This is a genomic window from Veillonella sp. VA141 (assembly GCF_003992175.1).
Taxonomy (GTDB): Bacteria; Bacillota; Negativicutes; order Veillonellales; family Veillonellaceae; genus F0422.
On record NZ_RQVM01000002.1, the window covers coordinates 358,778 to 377,244 of the forward strand.

16 protein-coding genes are annotated in these 18,467 nt (G+C 41.8%); 1 reads left to right on the plus strand and 15 read right to left on the minus strand.

Going from position 1 to position 18,467, the window contains the following annotated elements:
* Window positions 1-78: 78 nt before the first annotated feature.
* The 15 genes from brnQ to EO112_RS03905 all read right to left on the minus strand — a co-directional run bounded on the left by brnQ (window position 79) and on the right by EO112_RS03905 (window position 16,500).
* A complete protein-coding gene (gene brnQ / locus EO112_RS03835; RefSeq protein WP_127163007.1) occupies window positions 79-1,410 on the minus strand; it encodes a branched-chain amino acid transport system II carrier protein in 1,332 nt (443 codons plus the stop codon).
* Window positions 1,411-1,624: 214 nt separating this feature from the next.
* Complete coding sequence (locus EO112_RS03840; protein WP_127163009.1) at window positions 1,625-3,628, minus strand: molybdopterin-dependent oxidoreductase; 2,004 nt, start codon at window positions 3,626-3,628, stop codon at window positions 1,625-1,627.
* A gap of 13 nt (window positions 3,629-3,641) precedes the next feature.
* Window positions 3,642-4,112 (minus strand): hypothetical protein, encoded by a 471-nt coding sequence (locus EO112_RS03845; RefSeq protein WP_127010306.1) that lies wholly within the window; start codon window positions 4,110-4,112, stop codon window positions 3,642-3,644.
* A 237-nt stretch (window positions 4,113-4,349) separates the two neighbouring features.
* Window positions 4,350-4,784, minus strand: a complete 435-nt coding sequence (locus tag EO112_RS03850; RefSeq protein WP_009353871.1) for a DNA starvation/stationary phase protection protein — start codon at window positions 4,782-4,784, stop codon at window positions 4,350-4,352.
* A gap of 188 nt (window positions 4,785-4,972) precedes the next feature.
* A complete protein-coding gene (locus EO112_RS03855; protein WP_009353899.1) occupies window positions 4,973-5,395 on the minus strand; it encodes a hypothetical protein in 423 nt (140 codons plus the stop codon).
* A 32-nt stretch (window positions 5,396-5,427) separates the two neighbouring features.
* Window positions 5,428-6,213 carry a sulfite exporter TauE/SafE family protein gene (locus EO112_RS03860; RefSeq protein ID WP_062401143.1) on the minus strand — a complete coding sequence of 262 codons (786 nt, stop codon included), beginning with the start codon at window positions 6,211-6,213 and terminating at the stop codon, window positions 5,428-5,430.
* Window positions 6,214-6,216: 3 nt separating this feature from the next.
* Window positions 6,217-7,158, minus strand: coding sequence for a hypothetical protein (locus EO112_RS03865; RefSeq protein ID WP_127163011.1), 942 nt, complete (start codon window positions 7,156-7,158; stop codon window positions 6,217-6,219).
* A 9-nt stretch (window positions 7,159-7,167) separates the two neighbouring features.
* Window positions 7,168-8,349 carry a DNA polymerase IV gene (locus EO112_RS03870; protein ID WP_127163013.1) on the minus strand — a complete coding sequence of 394 codons (1,182 nt, stop codon included), beginning with the start codon at window positions 8,347-8,349 and terminating at the stop codon, window positions 7,168-7,170.
* Between the two features lies 1 nt (window position 8,350).
* Window positions 8,351-8,701, minus strand: a complete 351-nt coding sequence (locus EO112_RS03875; protein ID WP_009353907.1) for a helix-turn-helix transcriptional regulator — start codon at window positions 8,699-8,701, stop codon at window positions 8,351-8,353.
* 310 nt (window positions 8,702-9,011) lie between these two features.
* On the minus strand, window positions 9,012-9,575 hold the full coding sequence (locus EO112_RS03880) for a redoxin domain-containing protein (RefSeq protein WP_062401150.1): 564 nt from the start codon (window positions 9,573-9,575) through the stop codon (window positions 9,012-9,014).
* A gap of 145 nt (window positions 9,576-9,720) precedes the next feature.
* A complete protein-coding gene (locus EO112_RS03885; RefSeq protein WP_009353877.1) occupies window positions 9,721-10,962 on the minus strand; it encodes a serine dehydratase subunit alpha family protein in 1,242 nt (413 codons plus the stop codon).
* Between the two features lie 146 nt (window positions 10,963-11,108).
* Window positions 11,109-12,248, minus strand: a complete 1,140-nt coding sequence (menC, locus tag EO112_RS03890) for an o-succinylbenzoate synthase (RefSeq protein ID WP_127163015.1) — start codon at window positions 12,246-12,248, stop codon at window positions 11,109-11,111.
* Between the two features lie 247 nt (window positions 12,249-12,495).
* Entirely contained in the window at window positions 12,496-13,314 is an 819-nt protein-coding gene (gene menH / locus EO112_RS03895) for a 2-succinyl-6-hydroxy-2,4-cyclohexadiene-1-carboxylate synthase (protein ID WP_127163035.1), read from the minus strand.
* Window positions 13,315-13,324: 10 nt separating this feature from the next.
* Complete coding sequence (gene menD / locus EO112_RS03900) at window positions 13,325-15,133, minus strand: 2-succinyl-5-enolpyruvyl-6-hydroxy-3-cyclohexene-1-carboxylic-acid synthase (RefSeq protein ID WP_127163017.1); 1,809 nt, start codon at window positions 15,131-15,133, stop codon at window positions 13,325-13,327.
* A gap of 224 nt (window positions 15,134-15,357) precedes the next feature.
* Entirely contained in the window at window positions 15,358-16,500 is a 1,143-nt protein-coding gene (locus EO112_RS03905) for an isochorismate synthase (protein ID WP_127163019.1), read from the minus strand.
* Window positions 16,501-16,762: 262 nt separating this feature from the next.
* Between EO112_RS03905 and EO112_RS03910 the strand changes: the two genes are divergently transcribed.
* Window positions 16,763-18,388 carry a class I SAM-dependent methyltransferase gene (locus EO112_RS03910; RefSeq protein WP_062401162.1) on the plus strand — a complete coding sequence of 542 codons (1,626 nt, stop codon included), beginning with the start codon at window positions 16,763-16,765 and terminating at the stop codon, window positions 18,386-18,388.
* Window positions 18,389-18,467 lie beyond the last annotated feature (79 nt).

Genomic DNA, 18,467 nt, shown 5'->3' on the forward strand with positions numbered 1-18,467 from the left:
CTTATAACCCTTATTTAATTACAAAAAATATTGGAACTACTCGTATATAAGTAGTCCCAACATATATAAAATAATCTTTTAGTTAGCTTTCACCAACGCCCGCTGGATCAATCCAATCACGAATCCTACGCCGCCGAATACAAGCCAGTCCATACCGATGCCATGCATCGGTACTTGTGTAGCAAAGAATTGTCCTAAGCTACCTAAGTCTACGCTCGCTGTTTCTAAGCCAGATACAAGGGCTGTGATGAAGGTTGCCCCTACTGTCCAAGCATATACACATTGGCGACCGTTGAACAACGGATGTAAGAATGCCAACACAATCAATGCGATGGATAATGGATAGAGGAACATCAACACAGGAATGGCTGCGGTAATGATGGTTTTCAATCCAAACATGCCTACACCGAAAGAAATCAATACGAATAGCACTGCATAAGCTTTATAGGATAAGCCACCAAATTGTGTGCTAAAATACTGTGCACAAGAAGTAACAAGTCCGATACTTGTCGTCAAACACGCCAATAATACGATGACTGCCAAGATCATGGCCCCTAAGTCGCCAAACAATAAACGAGCCGATTCTGCCAATACAGGCGCTCCTGTATCTAAGATGCCTAACTGTTCTACGCTGGTAGCGCCTAAGCTAGCAATGAAGATGTACACCACGCCTAAACAACCTACAGCGATTAACCCAGCTTTCATAGTGGCACGTGTAATTTCATCACGTGTTTGTGCCCCTGAAAGTGTTACAAATTCGATAACCAAAATACCAAATACGAAAGATGCTAAGGCATCTAATGTGTTATATCCATCTAAGAATCCTTGTAGGAATGCTGTACCGCTAGTAGCGTAGGACTCTGTCGGTGTACCATAGCTGCCTAATGGAGTAATCAAAGATTTAACAATCAATACCACGATGGTCAGTAGCAAGGCTGGTGTTAAGATTTTACCAATGCGATTGACCAATTTTTGCGGATTAATAGAGAGCCACAATGTGACTACGAAGAACCCCACAAGGAACAAGGATAGTGCTGTATCTGAGGCAGCTCCACCTAAGAATGGTTTCACTGCAATTTCATAGGATACAGTCCCCGTACGAGGGATGGCAAAAGCAGGGCCAATGGATAAGTATAATGCCAATGTAAATAGGACCCCAAACACTGGATGCACACGACTTGCCAAACTTTGTACGTTACGGCTGCCGGAGTATCCCATGGCCATAACCCCTAACAATGGTAAACCTACACCAGTTACGATAAACCCTAAGATGGCCCACCACACATTGGTACCTGCATGTTGACCTAAAGTAGCAGGGAAGATTAAGTTACCTGCCCCAAAGAATAAAGCGAACAGCATCAGGCCGATAGCAATATAGGCTCGCCCCGATAGTTGAGTATGATCTGACATAATATCTCCTTTCAAATACATTCCATAATAACAAATATACACTGTATAAATACACTTCTTATGCTTATTTTTTTATTATATCTAATTATAAGTAAAATAAAAAGCCATTTTCTTTATAGAAAATGGCTTTTTCTATGCTAATTATGCATATACACCCGACCTATAATTGATAGTCAAACTACATCTATTAACTATAACCAAGCATTACTCATTTTTAGTCGCAAGACTCTACATGTACTTTCACATCATAAAAGGTACTACCCCAACCATAATCGGTAGATCGTGAGGCAGTTAATACATTCATTGTATATTCTGAATCATGGGACTGCGATTGCCACCAGACGCCACTACTCACAATAGTCCCCTTTGGCACCGCATCATCAATGACTAAGGCAATCCGCAAGGAACCTCGCTCATTATACATACGCACAAATTCACTGTGCCATACGCCCTTGCGCTGGGCATCATCAGGATGCATACGAGCAACCATCTTTGGTGTATCTTCTTGTATCTCACAAAAGGACGAATCTAGTATACGTGGATCAGCACCATTGATGAGGAAGAACTCCGCTGTATCTCCATGAGCCTCACGATACACAGGATAGGGCTCACACTCTAATGGGTTATATAATTCAATCTTACCCGATGGTGTACCATACTCTAGCTTATACGTACTGGATAGATCCATCTCCACTAGCTCCCCTGCCAAGATTCTATCTTGCACTTCTCTTGAAATCGGAGCATATCGCACAATATCTTCAATCATCTCCAACTCTGACATAGCAAACACAGGGTCATCGATGCCCATAGCTCTGGCAATACTACAAATGGTGTCCCAGTTAGAGCGACTTTCACCTACAGGAGGTATGGCTTGATAACCACAACCAATGGTGTAATGCCCATAAGAATTATAGATATCATTATGCTCTACGGACGTAGTTGCAGGGAGTACAATATCCGCATACTTTGCCGTATCTGTCATAAACCGTTCGTGCACCACTGTGAATAGGTCCTCTCGTGACAATCCTTTGCGTACCACTGTTTGGTCCGGTGAGGTCACCGCAGGATTGCTGGAATATACATAGAGGGCCTTAATCGGTGGGTTGTCCGCCTCTGTTAACATCGGTCCGAAATGAATCATAGGGTTCAACCGTGTTTCTTTTGTCTGAAAGCGCTCCCAACTGACACGCTTACCGCCAACAAATTGACTACCCGAGGCACTCGACAAGAGTCCACCTCCTGTATGTAGGTACGCCCCCACCAAGGCAGGTAGTACCACTACACATCGCACCGTATTCGCTCCGTTCCCATAGCGAGATAGTCCACTGCCTAAGCGGATAAATGGTGCCATTGCCTGTCCATAAGCACGAGCAAACTGGATAATCCGTTCCTCTGGTACGCCTGTGATTCGAGCCACTTTCGATGGTGGATATTGAGAAGTAACAGCATCACGGAATCCTTCATAGCCTTGTACATACTGATGAATAAATTCCTCATGTACTAATCCTTCTTCCACGAGCACATAAGCCACACCCAACGCAAAGGCTCCATCTGTACCTGGTCGTATGATAATGACTTCATCTGCTAATTTCATTGTCTCCGTATAGTACGTATCAATCACCCAAAGCTTGGCACCTCGCTGGCGAGCTATGGTCACATCATGTAGGACATGTACATCCGTAGCCACTGCATTGAGGCTCCACAACACCACACAATCACTGTATTGTATATCTTGTGGACGACTCCCTAGGGTATTCCCCATAAGACTAGCCCAACCATACCGTTTGGCAGGGGAACAAATCCCCTTATCTTGACGGGTCGCACCAAGTATGGCAAAGAGTGGATCCCCTGCACTCTTTTGTAAGATTCCCATGGTCCCTGCATAGGAATAGGGCATAATACTTTCAGAACCGTATGTATGGATACAGTGCTGAAACTGCTGAGCAATTTCCTCTAGTGCTTCGTCCCAAGTAATCGGTTTAAATTGACCGCTTCCCTTAGGACCTATGCGTCGCAAAGGCGTTGTCAGACGTTCCCTATGGTGGACTGTTCGTTCATACTGTTGCATTTTCTGGCACAGCGTTCCTCTCGTAAAGCTGTGATCTTTCATACCTTGTACCCGTTGTAACTGGTCTCCCTCAATGGTCAAGATCAATCCACAGGCATCTGGGCAATCATAAGGACATACTGATGTCCTTGTATGTATGGGCTTCGTCATCATTCATTCCTTACTAGTCATTATCAAAGTCATCAAACAAGTCAAAGTCAACATCAAAGTCGAAGTCAAAACTATCTCCAGAATTGTAATCATAAGAACTATCAGCCTCTTGTTGATCATACTCTAACTCATCTTCCATAATATCATTGTAGTTGTTATGGAAAAATTGATCCTGTTCTGTTTCGTTTGCACTAGAAAAACCATAATCTTCATCAGCATGCTCTGGCAATACATCCAATTGACTATAATCACGAATCGTCATTGCTTCATAAGGGTCCAAAGGTGCACGGTTTTCTTCTGACTCTTCAATCTCCACCATATCCATAGCTCGGTTCAAATCCTTTGACGTCCCCTCTTGTTGCACCATGTCCAAGAACTCATCCGAACTCACTTCACTCACCAGCGTATCCATGTCTTCTACCACAGATGTATCCTTCTGTGGTTCTATAGTTTGTAATTGTCCTCGTCGTAAAAATCGATTCATCCTCTATGCCTCTTTCTCAACCTCTCTTACATTACTTGTATTGTATCACCTGGCAATGAAATTTTACAATACATCGTTTTATCACCTTTCAAAGGTATGCCTTATATACTAAAAGAACCCCTGAGCAGGGGTCCTTTGGTATAGTTTATAGTATAGTTGTAAGTGTTGTCATATTCAGGATGTTATCACATATAAGGGAGTGTTATGTGATTGGTTCGATGTTACTGTCAGGAGGAATTAGCCTAAAGTAGCACGTAAGAACCACAATTGTTTTTCATAGTAAGCAATGTGGTCTTCCATGATAGCCACTAATCCGAAGTTACCTTCTTCATCAGCTGCTTCGCGGATAGCACGAGCTTCTTTGTTCAACAATTCGAAATCTCCTACTAAGAAGTTGTACACTTGTTCTACGGAGAATTTGTTGCCTGGTTCTTCTTTCAAAGAAGCAATTTCTAAATATTTTGCCACATGCACTACAGGTTCTTCACCTTGCATTTTTACATGCTCAGCTACTGCATCATAATAATCAAATGCTACATCGTAGACTTCTTCTAAATATTTGTGAGCTGGCACAAATTGAGATCCTACTACATTAAAATGGAAATTGTGAAGTTTAATGTTCCAAATTGCTAAGTTTGCAATATATTGATTGACTGCTTGTAAGTTTTTCATACCTGTTTCTCCTTTTCTTTAGTTATTTTGCTAATTATTCTAATTAGCAATTAATAATTATTATTTGTTATGTGTATATCTTAGCATAGTAAATCATAAAATGCAATAGCTTTTCATATAGTTTATCGAAATATTTAAATATAAAAAGTTCCCATTACCTATAACGTAATGAGAACTTGTAGTATATATTATTCACTTTTTTTGATAAACCCTTGTGTAGCGCTATACAAACAAAACCACACAAAGAAACTAGCTCCTGTAATAATCAGATACATAGTATCCGTTAACTCCCCAGATCGATACATCGCCAAGGTATAAAAGAAAGCTGTCATCGTCATCAGAATATAGGACAATACATAACGCATGCCACGCTCTACATCTTCATCGGTAAACATTTCCTTCTTAAAACGCATCCAGTAAATCCCGCAAAGGGCTAAGCCACCTAGCATATTAGCAGCTAGTAAACTCATATCAGCCCGACCATTAAAGAACCAGCACAAAGCTAAATGATTAATAAACAACATCCATTTAATCATCGTGGTCAAACGGGCTGTCGTAATCGTCTGTTGTGGCTGTGGTTGGTGTTGTTTCCGTTTCTTTCCCTTTCCCATAAAGTCCTCTCTATTTAATCTATACTATGACACTAGAACAATACGTGAGATGTGTAAATTAAGCGTAATGCCAGTAATCCAATCCCAATGGATAACCCAATTAAAATCGTTTTTGCTCGCAATCGTTTCGCAATGAACGCCCCTAATTGACCACCCGCTAAGGCACCAATACCACAAGGAATGGCAATTTCAAAATGAATATGACCACTCAAAAAATGTGTTAAAGTCCCTACTGAGGTAGACATAGCCAAGATAAAATGACTAGTGGCGGTGGCCATATGCGTAGGAAATCCCATGATATAAATGAAAGCCGGCACATGGATCAAGCCACCGCCGATACCAAATAAGCTAGAAATAAAGCCTACTCCCATGCTAATTAAGATACCTACCACTTTATTATAGGTCAACTCTTCTAATTGCAAGGACTCTTCTTTGCGTTCCCCTTTATTCATATTTTTATAACCAATGAACAAAGACATGATTAGCAAGAAAGAACCAAACCAGAATCGGAACCCACTAGGATCAAAATATTCCGCTACATGAGCACCGATAATCGACCCTGGGAAGGTGGCAATCCCGAATAGAATTGCTGCGCTATATAATATTTTCTTCTGCCGCACATAGGCAATAGTACCCGAAATGGCATTACAGGTTACCGTAAACAAGGATGTACCTACTACCATAGCTGGCGTCCATTCTGGAAAGAAGTAAAGAAATACTGGCACAAAAATCAATCCGCCACCTGCACCAATGATGGTTCCCAATGCGGCTACAACTACGCCTAGCAATACAAAGCCTAATACACTTACCACATCCATACCTTAATCCTCCTTAGACAGCTTCGCAAATCGGTCTAACTTATGCTTTTTGAAGACCGCTTTCATGCCTCGCTTTTCCGCTTTTTTCTCTGCCTTTTTTGCTACTTTTTGCAAGACTTTTTCTGTCCATGCATCGCCATGCTCTTCTGCATAGCGTTCCCATTTAGACAATTTTTTTGCCCACTTGTCTACAGAGGGAGCTTCTTTTTTATGTTTCGACTTATCTTTGCTTTTTTCCTTCTTTTTCTTTTTTTCTTGTTTCACAATGCAGCATTTGTCTCGCTCTTCTGGTATGGGAGAATCTTCTGTGCAATGTTTGCAACGCTTTTTATGCTGTTTTTTTGTCTCTGTTGACGACTCCATCTCAAACATATCATACAAGTTAGATTTTTTGTTAGTATATTTCGTTAACTCAATGACCGCATCCTCTTCATCGTCTTTAGGGTCGTCATCCTCCTCATCGTCATCATAGTCATACTCATTAATACGCTTCGTTTCGCTGGTATTACTGAACAAATTCATAAAAGAACTCGATGTTGCTTTCGGTTCAACCCTCTCTGCAGACATTTCCCCTTGCCAACGCTCAGCCATCACAAAATCTACGCCTAATGCCACACCTACATCATAGCCTTCCACACCTTCATCCGCCACAACTTCTACTGTTGGTGTCTCTTCTAAGGAAGATATCATATCATACAGATAATGATCTGTTACCATACTTTGGAGCCCACGTAATTCTTCCCATTGTTTTCCCAATAGAGCCAACATATGAGCAAAGTTTTCTAAGTCTTCTACCACTTCCATAGCCATTTCAGGGGACTCCATATGGTGCGCCTCTAAATTCGCCACATATTGCTGTTGCACTTCCTTGCAATGACTATACGCTGTCTGCAAGCCTTGTAACAACTTTTCAATCTGTTCCTGGTCCAATATATATTGTTGCATACTATCCTCCTAGGACGATGTCGTGTCATCCTTCAATTTTCGTTTCCACATAGCTCCTGTGGTAACAATATCTTCTCCAAATCGTTCTTCCAAAGTATCTAGTACTTGTGCTAACCGATCTGGCTGTGTTTCTTCACTCTGAAAGAGCGAGTCTTGCTCCACCTCTTGGTGAAAGCCACTGACCGTAATCCCCAATAACCGGAACGGCCCCTGTACATTAAGTTTATTATATAATACACAGGCCGTCTCATACAATACATCTTCTCTATCCGTCTGATAGGATAATCGTTTTTGCCTTGTTTTGGTGGTAAAGTCAGATAATCGTACTTTGATGGCTATCGTATGACCTTTAAGTCCTTTCTGGCGCAAACGCTTAGCTACATGATGCGCAAAATATCGCCATTCATTGTCGATTTCCTCTGGGTCCATTAAGTCCCTTTCATAGGTCAGTTCATTGCCTACGGATTGCAACTCACGATTCCACTCAATAGGACGATCATCAATGCCTTTAGACAACAAATACACACGTTCACTTTGATGACCGCAATAGGGTTCTAACTCATGATACGAATCTAACTGCGCAATATCTTGAATCCTATGAAATCCGCCTCGTTGTAACGCTTGTTCCATATGAGCCCCTACGCCCCACAACCTTCGTACCGGTAAATGTTTAATATGAGCGCTTTCTTGCCCATGAGGAATAATATATAAACCATCTGGCTTTCGTAAATCCGACGCTAGTTTTGCTAAAAACTTATTCGGCCCAATTCCCACAGATGCGACCAACCCCGTTAGGTCCTTAATTTGTTCTTTCACAGCACGGCCCACTGCCATAGGAGACTCATAGAGTTTTCCTAATCCTGAAATATCTAAAAAAGCCTCATCCAAAGAAATGGGCTCTAAATAGGGACTAAACCGATGCAACACATCATGAATTTGATCAGAAATTTCGTGATATCGTTCCATTCGTGGCAATAGATAGATACCATCTGGACATAATTTTCTAGCCTTCCCAATAGGCATAGCAGAACGTACCCCAAATTTCCGTGCTTCATAACTACACGTAGCCACCACACCACGTGAAGAAAGGCCACCCACGATAACTGGGTGACCTTGTAGTTCTGGACGATCATGTTGTTCTACAGATGCAAAGAAAGCATCCATATCTACATGCATAATCCAACGTTTCATATTATTCTGCCACCGCTTGTGGAGCATCCTCAATACGGCAGTATTTGATTTGTGCACAAATGCACTCATCTTTTGTTTTATATAATTCAGGCAAGAATTTAACAAATTCATCAAAAGCTTCTTCATTAATGGAATAGCGTGTCCACAAACCGCTACGCACAGAATTCACAATACCTGCATCAATTAAAATTTTCATGTGATAACTAAGAGTAGATTGAGATAACTCAAAACTAGCCAAAATATCACACGCACATAATTCATTACAAGACAACATGTCTACAATGTGCAATCTTGTTTCATCGCTAAGGGCTTTAAAAATCCCTGCCAATCGTTCGTATGTAACTTCTAACATTCTCATTCTCCTATATGCATTCTATTTGTAACCTTACCTCCTTATTATATACAAATTTCTAAACTAAATCTAATAATTTAAATGAATAAAGGATACTTTTTAGTAATACAACTATATAATTTGGGAAAGATAAAAACGACAAAGCATTGCTTTGTCGTTTTTATGGGAAGTAAAGGATCTAAGATGTGTTCTTAGGAAAGTTTACAAATATAGTCAACACACTCAATTAGTACATCATGTGTTGTTGAAGATTCGAGAGAGGGAGAGGAGCCTTCAACCACAAAACTACTAAAGGAGCTGTTTATTTACTTTAGATTTTGCCAACTAAGCCAAGATCTGCTGGGTTCAACGTTTTTTCACCAGGAGTCCATTTTGCTGGGCACACTTCACCATGTTTTGCAACAAATTGGCAAGCTTGTACTTTACGCACTAACTCAGCAGCGGAACGACCTACACCCATGTCACAGATTTCTGCGGCACGAACGATACCTTCTGGGTCTACCACGAAAGAACCGCGATACGCTTGGCCAGACTCTTCAGAGAATGTCTCGAAGAAGTCAGCTAATTCATGTTTAATATCGGATACCATAGTGTATTCGATTTTATTGATTGTAGGAGATGCATCGGACCATGCTTTGTGAACGAACGCAGAGTCAACAGATACGGAGAATACTTCTACGCCCAAATTTTTCAATTCTGCGTATTGATCTTGTAAGTCTGCCAATTCTGTTGGGCATACAAATGTGAAGTCTGCTGGATAGAATACAAACACGCTCCATTTACCTTCGATAGTTTTATTGCTTACTTTAATAATTTCTGGTTTACGGAATGCATCTAATTCAAAAGCTGGTAGTTGTTTACCGATGATTGCCATGCTAAATCTCCTTTATTATTACAACCTATACATAGCACATACTGAGTATGTGACTATGAAATCAATCTATGTATCTATCATACACTATACTTTTAGAAAAATCAATATAGAATTGTTCTCATTCTCTATACCAATAATGCATAGATTACTTTTCTAACATGGTTTCTAGGATGACAACATCGGTTTGCTTCATCCCTTCACGGGCAATGGTTGCTACCGTTTGCACTGTATGGTCAATGTCTTCTTTTACAATACCTTGGCCTGCTTTAAAGCTATTATCTGTCTTTGCTTGTGTATAGGCTAATAAGGAATTACCAAGGGACATACCAATTTTCATAGCACAAGATGCTTTTGCTCCATCGCAAACCACGCCGGATGTGCCGGCTAATGCATTTGATAATGTTTCCCAAACTACTTCCTTGGATTCATTAAGCAAGAATGCTACACCAGCGGCTGTAGCAGAAGCAGCACTCACTACACCGCAATAAGCACTCAAACGACCAATGTACTGTTTAATGTATAGGGCTAATACATTGGCTAAGGCTAAAGAGCGTAACGTATGGTCGCGATCGATACCGTATTCTTTAGCATACATCATAATAGGTACAGATAGTGTAATCCCTTGGTTACCACTACCGCAGTTAATCATTACCGGCATAGAGCAACCATCCATGCGTGCATCAGAGCCAGCAGCTGCATAGGCACGAGCTTTATCCGCAATGGAAGAAGAATTAGAAATAATCAATTTACCAATATTGGAACCATAATTGTTTTTCATACCTTCTTCGGCAATAGCCATATTCAAATCTAGTTGTGGTCCTAAAATATCTTCCAACTCTTTCGCATCTACAGTACTAGCAAACTCATAGCAAGAGTCAAAGCACAATTCCATGGAATGTTTAGCCACTTCTTCTGCAGATAAGGCAATCAACACTTCTCCGTCTTTTTCTGCGTAAGAAATAGTGGTATGTGTATTTTGAACAATGACCTTAGACGTATGCTCACCAGCCACAGCAGTGACTTCGATGAATAAGTTTTCTACCCCTTCTGCTAGCTCAATATCACAGTAATCCGCTTCAAATAAACGGTCTGCTTCTACCACTTGTTCATGAGTAAGGTCTTCTAATACTTCTAATTCTTTCGCCGCTGTCCCTACTAAGGTGCCTAAAATAAGACTATAATAAATGCCCGTACGACCTTCTGAATTAGGAATGGTTACACTTTTTGCATTCTTAATAATATTGCCACTTAACCGACCATGAATGTGATCTGGTCGAACACCTAATAGTTCTGCCGCTTTCGCCGCTGCAAATGCCAAGGCGATTGGCTCCGTACAACCAAAGGCCGGTTTTACCTCACGTTTTAATAATTCTATGTACTCTGTCATACAAACCTCCTACGTATCTATGTAAAACAACGATACATTCCACCTCTACTTGAAATGCATCATATCTGTATATGTCATATAGTTTCATACACTACTTGTATATTGTATCATACCACATCCACAAGCTATACAAGTATATAAATCAGTTATAGGTGCCATAATTTCTTATGTATGCAATACGCCTCTAACGCCTCTATATCAACGTCTACACCCAATCCAGCACCATTAGGCACCTCTACAAACTGTGAAAGTCTCTCTGTACTGCAGTTTTTTATTGTACTAATAATAGGCGGTCGAGTCAAATCTCGCTCAAAATAGCGCAACGAATCCGACAAATCTCCCGGCATATAACTATCTCCTAGAGCCGCTAATTGTACATGCATCCATTTGGAAATACTGGATTCTACCATGGATCCAATCCAGTACTGGATGCCATGATCACGACAATACTGAATGACCTTAGCCGTTTCTCGAAGACCACCTAAACGACCCACTTTTACATTAAGTACATCCAACAAGCCATGCGTATGGGCATAGACCAAATCATCATACCCCAAAATCGATTCATCTAAACATATAGGAGTCGTAATATCCCATTCATGAGTTGACTTATATTGATGGTACATTTTTAAGCTTTGTATCTGAAAGGGCTCTTCTATACAGGCTAAATCAAATGCATTAAATGCCCGCACCTTGTCCATATCTTGATAAATATAACTTTGATTCGCATCCACCGCTAACATAAGGTCTGGATAGGCTGAACGCACTCGCTGTACTCGTTCATAACCATCCTTGGGGGATACTTTCAGTTTAATACGCTGACACCCTTGTGATACATAACCAGATACAGCATCTACCAAGGTATCCAAAGGGACGTCCCCAATGACAATGCCCGTAGGTACGGTCGGAAGTAAGGATTGCTGTAGCACATATTCCACTGTATTAACCCCTAAGCGATGGCATTGTAGATGGAGCAAGGCATTTTCCACGGCTGCCACAGTCATAGGCATGCCTTCCATCAGCCATTGTTGTGGCAATGTGGTTATTGTTTCTTGCCCCAACAGGTTTGGTAAATACCTCGTGCATAAGGTATCCCAACAAGATGTCACCGTTTCTTTTGTATAAAAAGGGTCTACGAAGGCCACGCATTCGCCGTAGCCTACATAGCCCGCTTCATCTTCCAAACGAACAATGAGAGTATCCCTGACACCGACTTCGCCCTTTGCCGTTTTGAAAGTAAACTTCATCGGTAGTTGCACATGGTACAGGGTGATATTTGTAATCATAGGACACCTCTCATTTCTATTACTGCAACTAGAATTATATACGTCTAGTTAACCTTTTAAGATAACCTAGCTAACTTCATACTATAGCTCCTCTATGACTGTATTACATAGATTCATCACTATATTATTTAGTAGATACGATGTCGATTACTGTATTACATAGTGAATACACTCCTAGCCACTATCTTCTTCCATATCCGCGCATCCTAAGAGTATAAATAATCCACACATTCACTAATACTTCCGATTATAGGAAAAATTGTTTTAAAATTTGCCGATACGCCTCTGGTGCTTCCACATGTACATTATGACCCACCTGCGGTACAATACGATGAACATCACCAAAATATTTAGCACCAATGGCTGTATATTTTGCATCTAGCTCACCGCTAATATAACAAATGGGCATGGTTAGCTCCGATAATCGATGTCCTACGTAAGGCATCGTCCCCTGTCCACTTCCTTCCAAGGTGAAAGCCAATGCATGGGGGCTATTGAGCAAGCGCCGCCCTCTAATCTGCTGTTGCACCTTTGTAGGTAAACCTTGTTGTGTCTTGAAAATCTCTAGCTTAGCCCAAGTCTCGCTAAACCAAGTGATATCATGTGCACGAATCCGTTCAGCCAGCGCTTGATCGGCTACATAGCGGTCTTGTCGTCCCCCTTCATCTTCTATGCCTACCGAGCCACTTTCTAAGATGAGGTGCGTTACCTCATGGGGGTACTCCAAGGCATAAAGTAAGGCCAGCCTAGCTCCCATGGAATACCCCATGAGAGCATATCTTTCACCGGCTACGGCATAGATAACTCTATGCAAATCACTGAGCATCTGAGGCAGTTCATAAGGTTTTAATTCCATAGGTCGAGCCGACCTACCATGACCCATACTATCGATACGTATCAGTCGATACCCGCTGACCTCAATTCCATCCCAGGTAGACCCAGATTCAGAAAATCCATGAAAACAAACTAACGGTTTTCCCGTACCCATTACAGTCACCCCATAGTAGTATTCTCCTATGTGGATCTGCATACGTTGCATATCTAAGGTTCGTATATCTTGAATCATTGGTCTCATATTATTGTACCCGATAGACCTTGTGTAACTCACGACTGCTTTCTTTAGAGGTAGGTACTTCAATGAGGTGAATCCCCTCTGTGCCGATATACTGTTGCATCGCCTGTTCTAACTCTGCATTCGTAGTGACTTTTACATAGTCTAAGCCATACATAGTCGCTAAGCCACTGTAATCAATGCCTTGCGGTGTGTTGAATAGGTAATCAAAATCATCCGTCCCTTTTTGTGGCAAGTATTGGAAAATCCCGCCTCCATCATTGTTATGTAAAATGATGGTCAAGTTCATACCATGTGTCTTTCCAATGGCTAAACCGTTCATATCGTGAAAGAAACTTAAATCTCCTGTAACCATCACCGTTGGTTTTCCATTCGTGCTAAGCCCTAACGCCGTAGACACAGTCCCATCAATACCATTGGTGCCACGATTTCCACACACCATAGCTTGAGAACGTCCAGTGGCCCAGAAATAGTCCATATCACGAATAGACATACTGTTCGCCACCAGAAGTTGGCCCTCATCGGGCATCATTTGTTGTAACATGTGAATGGTACGGCCTTCAAATAGATTTGGTTCCTCTTGGACTTTGTCTAATTGTTCACGGCTGTTAGATTCGATACCTTGCCATACTCTAACATACTCTAGATCCGATACTGTATAGCAAGTATATGCTGTGTTAGATTCCTCTAATCTATGTCGATGATTGATATCTGTGATGTCCTGTTCCAGTCCAAATTTATAAGAGCTAGCGCCTTCCGCGTCACTCTTATCTAATAATCCCTGCACTGTATCTCCTATTCTACTACCTAGACCCAATACAGCAAATAAGCCACGATATACTTCTGTTACAAATACCTCTACACTCGCCATCACATGTATGGTAGTTGTCAAGCTAGGGTTCACCACATCTGCATTAGGGCTAACGGTAATATAATCGATGTCCGTCAAGGTCCCCATCCATTGTTGAATCCGTTTTGATACAGGGATTTGTCCCAATTGGATGACCACATCAGGTCTCAATTCCTCCCATCGTTCATGATGAGCCAAGAAAGCATCGTAGGTGCTAATCACGCCCTCATATTGGCGCAAATTAGATAAGGGATCACCGATGACAACAGCGCCAATCCGATTGGCGAAGTCCACCACCACTTTGGGGTTCGTAACCGACGGACCGCCCAAAATGAGCACTCGTTTTCCGTCCAGCAACGATGCCAATGATGCTATCTCCTGATGTTTCACAAGTCGGAATGGTTTCGCACTGCGCCCCTGTTTAAAATACTCTTCCTCACGATTGGGCACCAAGGGCTCAAACAAAGGTACATTGATGTGTACCGGTCCCAGTTTGTGGTCATTCGCTTTCAAATAGGCACGGCGTGCCACTTGACGAGGGTACGTGTAATAGTGACTTTCACTAGGCACAGACAATTCCTCATAATAGTTCACGGCGGTGCCAAAATATTTCTGTTGGTCAATGGTCTGCGGTGCCCCCACCTGTTGCAAGGTGTACGGACGGTCAGCGGACAAAATAATCATAGGCACACCACTGTGCTTGGCTTCCACCACCGCCGGTCCATAATGAGTCAAGGCAGACCCCGATGTACACACCAATACGGCTGGTTCGCCTTGCGCTTTGGCAATGCCCAATGCCATAAACCCAGCGGACCGCTCATCAATATTCATATACGTGTGAAAGCCTCCATGGCTTTGAAAAAGCATGGCTAATGTAGTGGACCGCGAACCAGGGCTGAACACCGCATGGCGCACCCCTAATTGGTATAACTCATCCACCAAACTTGCTATATATTCATTCATATCGTATCTCCCATACCAATATGTGGTATTACGTTATAGTTAATAGTGACTATCTACTATGTATTATACCATTGTTTTTAGATTCTGTACGTATCCATATGAGTTGCACTGGGCATCTATCTAACACCTAGACGCCCCTATCTCATTCATAATTAACTCACATACATAATCATGAATTCATAACACAAAAAAGGAATGCTGATTGCTCAACATTCCTTTTCATCCTATAATGCATCCAATATGGTGCCCATTTTATTAATGGTTTCTTCGTACTCTTCATCGCTATTGGATTCGCTCACAATACCGCATCCTGCATAGGCATAGAGTCGGTTATCTATGATAAGGGCAGACCGAATGGCAACCACTAGAATGCCATCCCCCATGTCTTTCATAAATCCAAAGGGCGCCGCATACATGCCGCGCTCATGGGCTTCATACTTCGCCAGTAAATCCATTGCCAGTTCTCGTGGCTCTCCCCCTAAGGCTGGTGTAGGATGTAATAATTGGCCCCATTCGATAAGGGACTTCGTACTATCCTTAGCAGTGATAATGGTCCGCAAATGATACAGCCGTGAAAGCTCCATAATGCCCGTTTCCCCTACGGTCACATCCTCTGTCACTTGTCGCATCGTATGCACAATACGATCTCGCACAATATTGTGCTCCACCCGATTTTTATGATCATTTAGGAATCGCTCTTTCGTCCACGCCTTAGAACCAAACTTCGGTGCTGTTCCTGCCAAAGCATAGCTTAGAATTTCATCCCCTCGATGGCGCACGAGAATTTCAGGGGATGCCCCCACAAAGGTACGTCCCTCTTTTTCATAACCAAAAATAAAGCAATTCGGGTTGTTCTCCACCAAACGGTCTAATATACTCACCACATCAAACTTTGTAGGGCTGGTAAATTCTACCTCACGAGAAGAAACCACCTTTGTCATACGCCCTTCATGAATATTTGTCAAAATGGCATCCATCAAGGTATCCCAATCTTGTTTATCATCACTAGTTTCTGTGAACGTATGGTCTACGCGCTCAATCTTATGGCGCTGTATATCTACGCCCTCCCCTGCATGCAGGTAAAAGGACTCCCCATTTTCTACGATATAGTAATGGGTAAAAGCCACCATTTCATGGCCCATGTTGCTCCATTTTTTATCTTTTACAGTAGGAAAGAAAGTGCCCCCATAAAATACGTACGCATATTGTTCCCGGTCGATATCATCTTGTACCACCGCCAATCGTTTGGCGCCTACCACCACACGATCACTTTGACGGTCCACCCAAAAGACCCGTTCTTCCCCCTCAAAGTTTAGCCAAAACTCCAAAAGATTGTCTAATTGTAAAGGCTCCTTAATATATTTCATATGACTCCTCATCGTCCCTAATCCCTAAGTAGGGACACGTTATATAGATTCTATTACAATTATATCACATGCGTCACATTGTATAGGGTATTAAAATTAGTACATTCCATTACACCCTTTTTAATACTACCTGATCATCAGTATACAGTATATAAATCATCCTATTTCTGATATACTTATAGCTATATAACTATATGAAATAAACCACTCACTATAACCCGTGAGTAACTATGATGACATCTCAGAGAATAAAGGAGTTTTTATGCGATACAACACACGAATGACTAAAGAGCAGGCCAAAGAAATCTACGCTGACTTAGGGTATTTATCTCAGCCCTTTCCGTATGCGTCTGCTCCCTTCCTTGAAAGTTACGCTCGTCTATTAGGACTTTCACCGGCCTCTGCTAGCACAGCTCGCATTTTGGAAGTCGGATCTTCCTACGGCGGCAATTTAATTTCCCAAGCCCTGTTCTATCCGCAGGCGACTTTCACAGGTATCGAAATTGCCCCCACCCAAGTGAGTGTAGGCAAGACCTATATTGACCAATTGGGCATCACAAACCTTGACTTATTAGAAGGTGATGTGAATGAAAGTCACCACCACCTCGGCACCTACGATTACATCATCGCTCATGGCTTTTATTCTTGGGTGGACGAGGAAACGAAAAACAATTTCCTTCGCCTCTGTAAAAAACACCTCGCGGAGAATGGTATTTTGTACATGTCCTATAATACCTACCCAGGTTGGCATAAGATGGACAGTGTGCGTGCCCTTTTAGAGTTTGCCAACAAAGATATCAACACCTTGAACCATCGCGAAAAAGTGCGGCACGGTAAAACGGTGGCGAGTAAGCTAGGCGCTCTCATGCTTGAATACGATACGGTAAAAAACCAACAGACATCATTTTTGCAGTCCTTACGTCAAATATTGCAAAAGCAAGATTGCTATGTAGGCCATGACCATTTAGAGCCAGTGAACACACCAGTGTACTTTCACCAATGCATGGACCATATGGCAGAGCATGGATTTACCTACCTCTGCGACTGCGATTTGAATTTATCATTCCCTACTGTGTATGACGAAATATTGCGCACGCAATTACAGGAGCTAGCTCCACATGATCCATTGGCACGAGAACAGTACATCGATTTTATGCTGAACACAGCATTCCGCAAATCCTTATTCACCCACAAAGGGGCTACACCAAAACGCATCACCGAAACATCTGTCACAGATGCAGACTTCCAACACAGCTTGGAGCAATTCCTATTCACTCTTCGCATTCCATCGGAACATTTAGAGCCAATCTTTGAAAACTTAGCAAAACGGATGGATAGCTCTGCAACAAAAGCATTAGTAGATTTATTCCAACAAGAGGGTCCTCATTTCTATCTGAAACACAACACATTAGTAACCTATACAGGAGAGCATACCATCCCTGATATGTGCTTGCCATTGTTATATCAGTTCTTAGTAGAACACATCATTCAAGGCGGTATCAGCCTGTCTGTATTGGAAACAGAGCATCCTTTCAAACATCATATTTTTGAAGAGAAGAAAAGCTACATCCCTGAGCGCTATATTCCATTTGTAGAGATTATGCCACAAGAAGGGGTGAATGCCTACATCTACCCTGGCAATCGCTACAATGACCCTATCTCCGATTTCAACGAAGAAGATTTAGAGTTCATGAAACTCCTCAGCAAGCCAACCACAAAACATGATGTGATGTGCAAAATCTACGAGGCTATGACAGAAGAAAGCATTAGCCCTCTAGCCTTACAACAATCCAACAAATACACCATGATCCTTGCTTTCTACGAAGAAATGATTCGACGTATGGAATACTTTGGTTTCTTTGAAGTGGACGAAACACAATTTAATTAATACTAAAACAGCGACTCCATCCCACCGGACAGAGTCGCTATTTTCATGTATTCAATTCATTTTATTTCGCCTCTATACT

What these genes read in the sequence shown, in the direction of transcription:
- EO112_RS03865 (WP_127163011.1), bottom strand. Translation starts at nt 7,158, where the DNA reads ATGCAACAATATATATTGGACCAGGAACAGATTGAAAAGTTGTTACAA.
- EO112_RS03880 (WP_062401150.1), bottom strand. Translation starts at nt 9,575, where the DNA reads ATGGCAATCATCGGTAAACAACTACCAGCTTTTGAATTAGATGCATTC.
- EO112_RS03875 (WP_009353907.1), bottom strand. Translation starts at nt 8,701, where the DNA reads ATGTTAGAAGTTACATACGAACGATTGGCAGGGATTTTTAAAGCCCTT.
- EO112_RS03845 (WP_127010306.1), bottom strand. Translation starts at nt 4,112, where the DNA reads ATGAATCGATTTTTACGACGAGGACAATTACAAACTATAGAACCACAG.
- menD (WP_127163017.1), bottom strand. Translation starts at nt 15,133, where the DNA reads ATGAATGAATATATAGCAAGTTTGGTGGATGAGTTATACCAATTAGGG.
- brnQ (WP_127163007.1), bottom strand. Translation starts at nt 1,410, where the DNA reads ATGTCAGATCATACTCAACTATCGGGGCGAGCCTATATTGCTATCGGC.
- menC (WP_127163015.1), bottom strand. Translation starts at nt 12,248, where the DNA reads ATGATTACAAATATCACCCTGTACCATGTGCAACTACCGATGAAGTTT.
- EO112_RS03840 (WP_127163009.1), bottom strand. Translation starts at nt 3,628, where the DNA reads ATGACGAAGCCCATACATACAAGGACATCAGTATGTCCTTATGATTGC.
- EO112_RS03910 (WP_062401162.1), top strand. Translation starts at nt 16,763, where the DNA reads ATGCGATACAACACACGAATGACTAAAGAGCAGGCCAAAGAAATCTAC.
- EO112_RS03850 (WP_009353871.1), bottom strand. Translation starts at nt 4,784, where the DNA reads ATGAAAAACTTACAAGCAGTCAATCAATATATTGCAAACTTAGCAATT.
- EO112_RS03855 (WP_009353899.1), bottom strand. Translation starts at nt 5,395, where the DNA reads ATGGGAAAGGGAAAGAAACGGAAACAACACCAACCACAGCCACAACAG.
- EO112_RS03905 (WP_127163019.1), bottom strand. Translation starts at nt 16,500, where the DNA reads ATGAAATATATTAAGGAGCCTTTACAATTAGACAATCTTTTGGAGTTT.
- EO112_RS03885 (WP_009353877.1), bottom strand. Translation starts at nt 10,962, where the DNA reads ATGACAGAGTACATAGAATTATTAAAACGTGAGGTAAAACCGGCCTTT.
- EO112_RS03860 (WP_062401143.1), bottom strand. Translation starts at nt 6,213, where the DNA reads ATGGATGTGGTAAGTGTATTAGGCTTTGTATTGCTAGGCGTAGTTGTA.
- menH (WP_127163035.1), bottom strand. Translation starts at nt 13,314, where the DNA reads ATGATTCAAGATATACGAACCTTAGATATGCAACGTATGCAGATCCAC.
- EO112_RS03870 (WP_127163013.1), bottom strand. Translation starts at nt 8,349, where the DNA reads ATGAAACGTTGGATTATGCATGTAGATATGGATGCTTTCTTTGCATCT.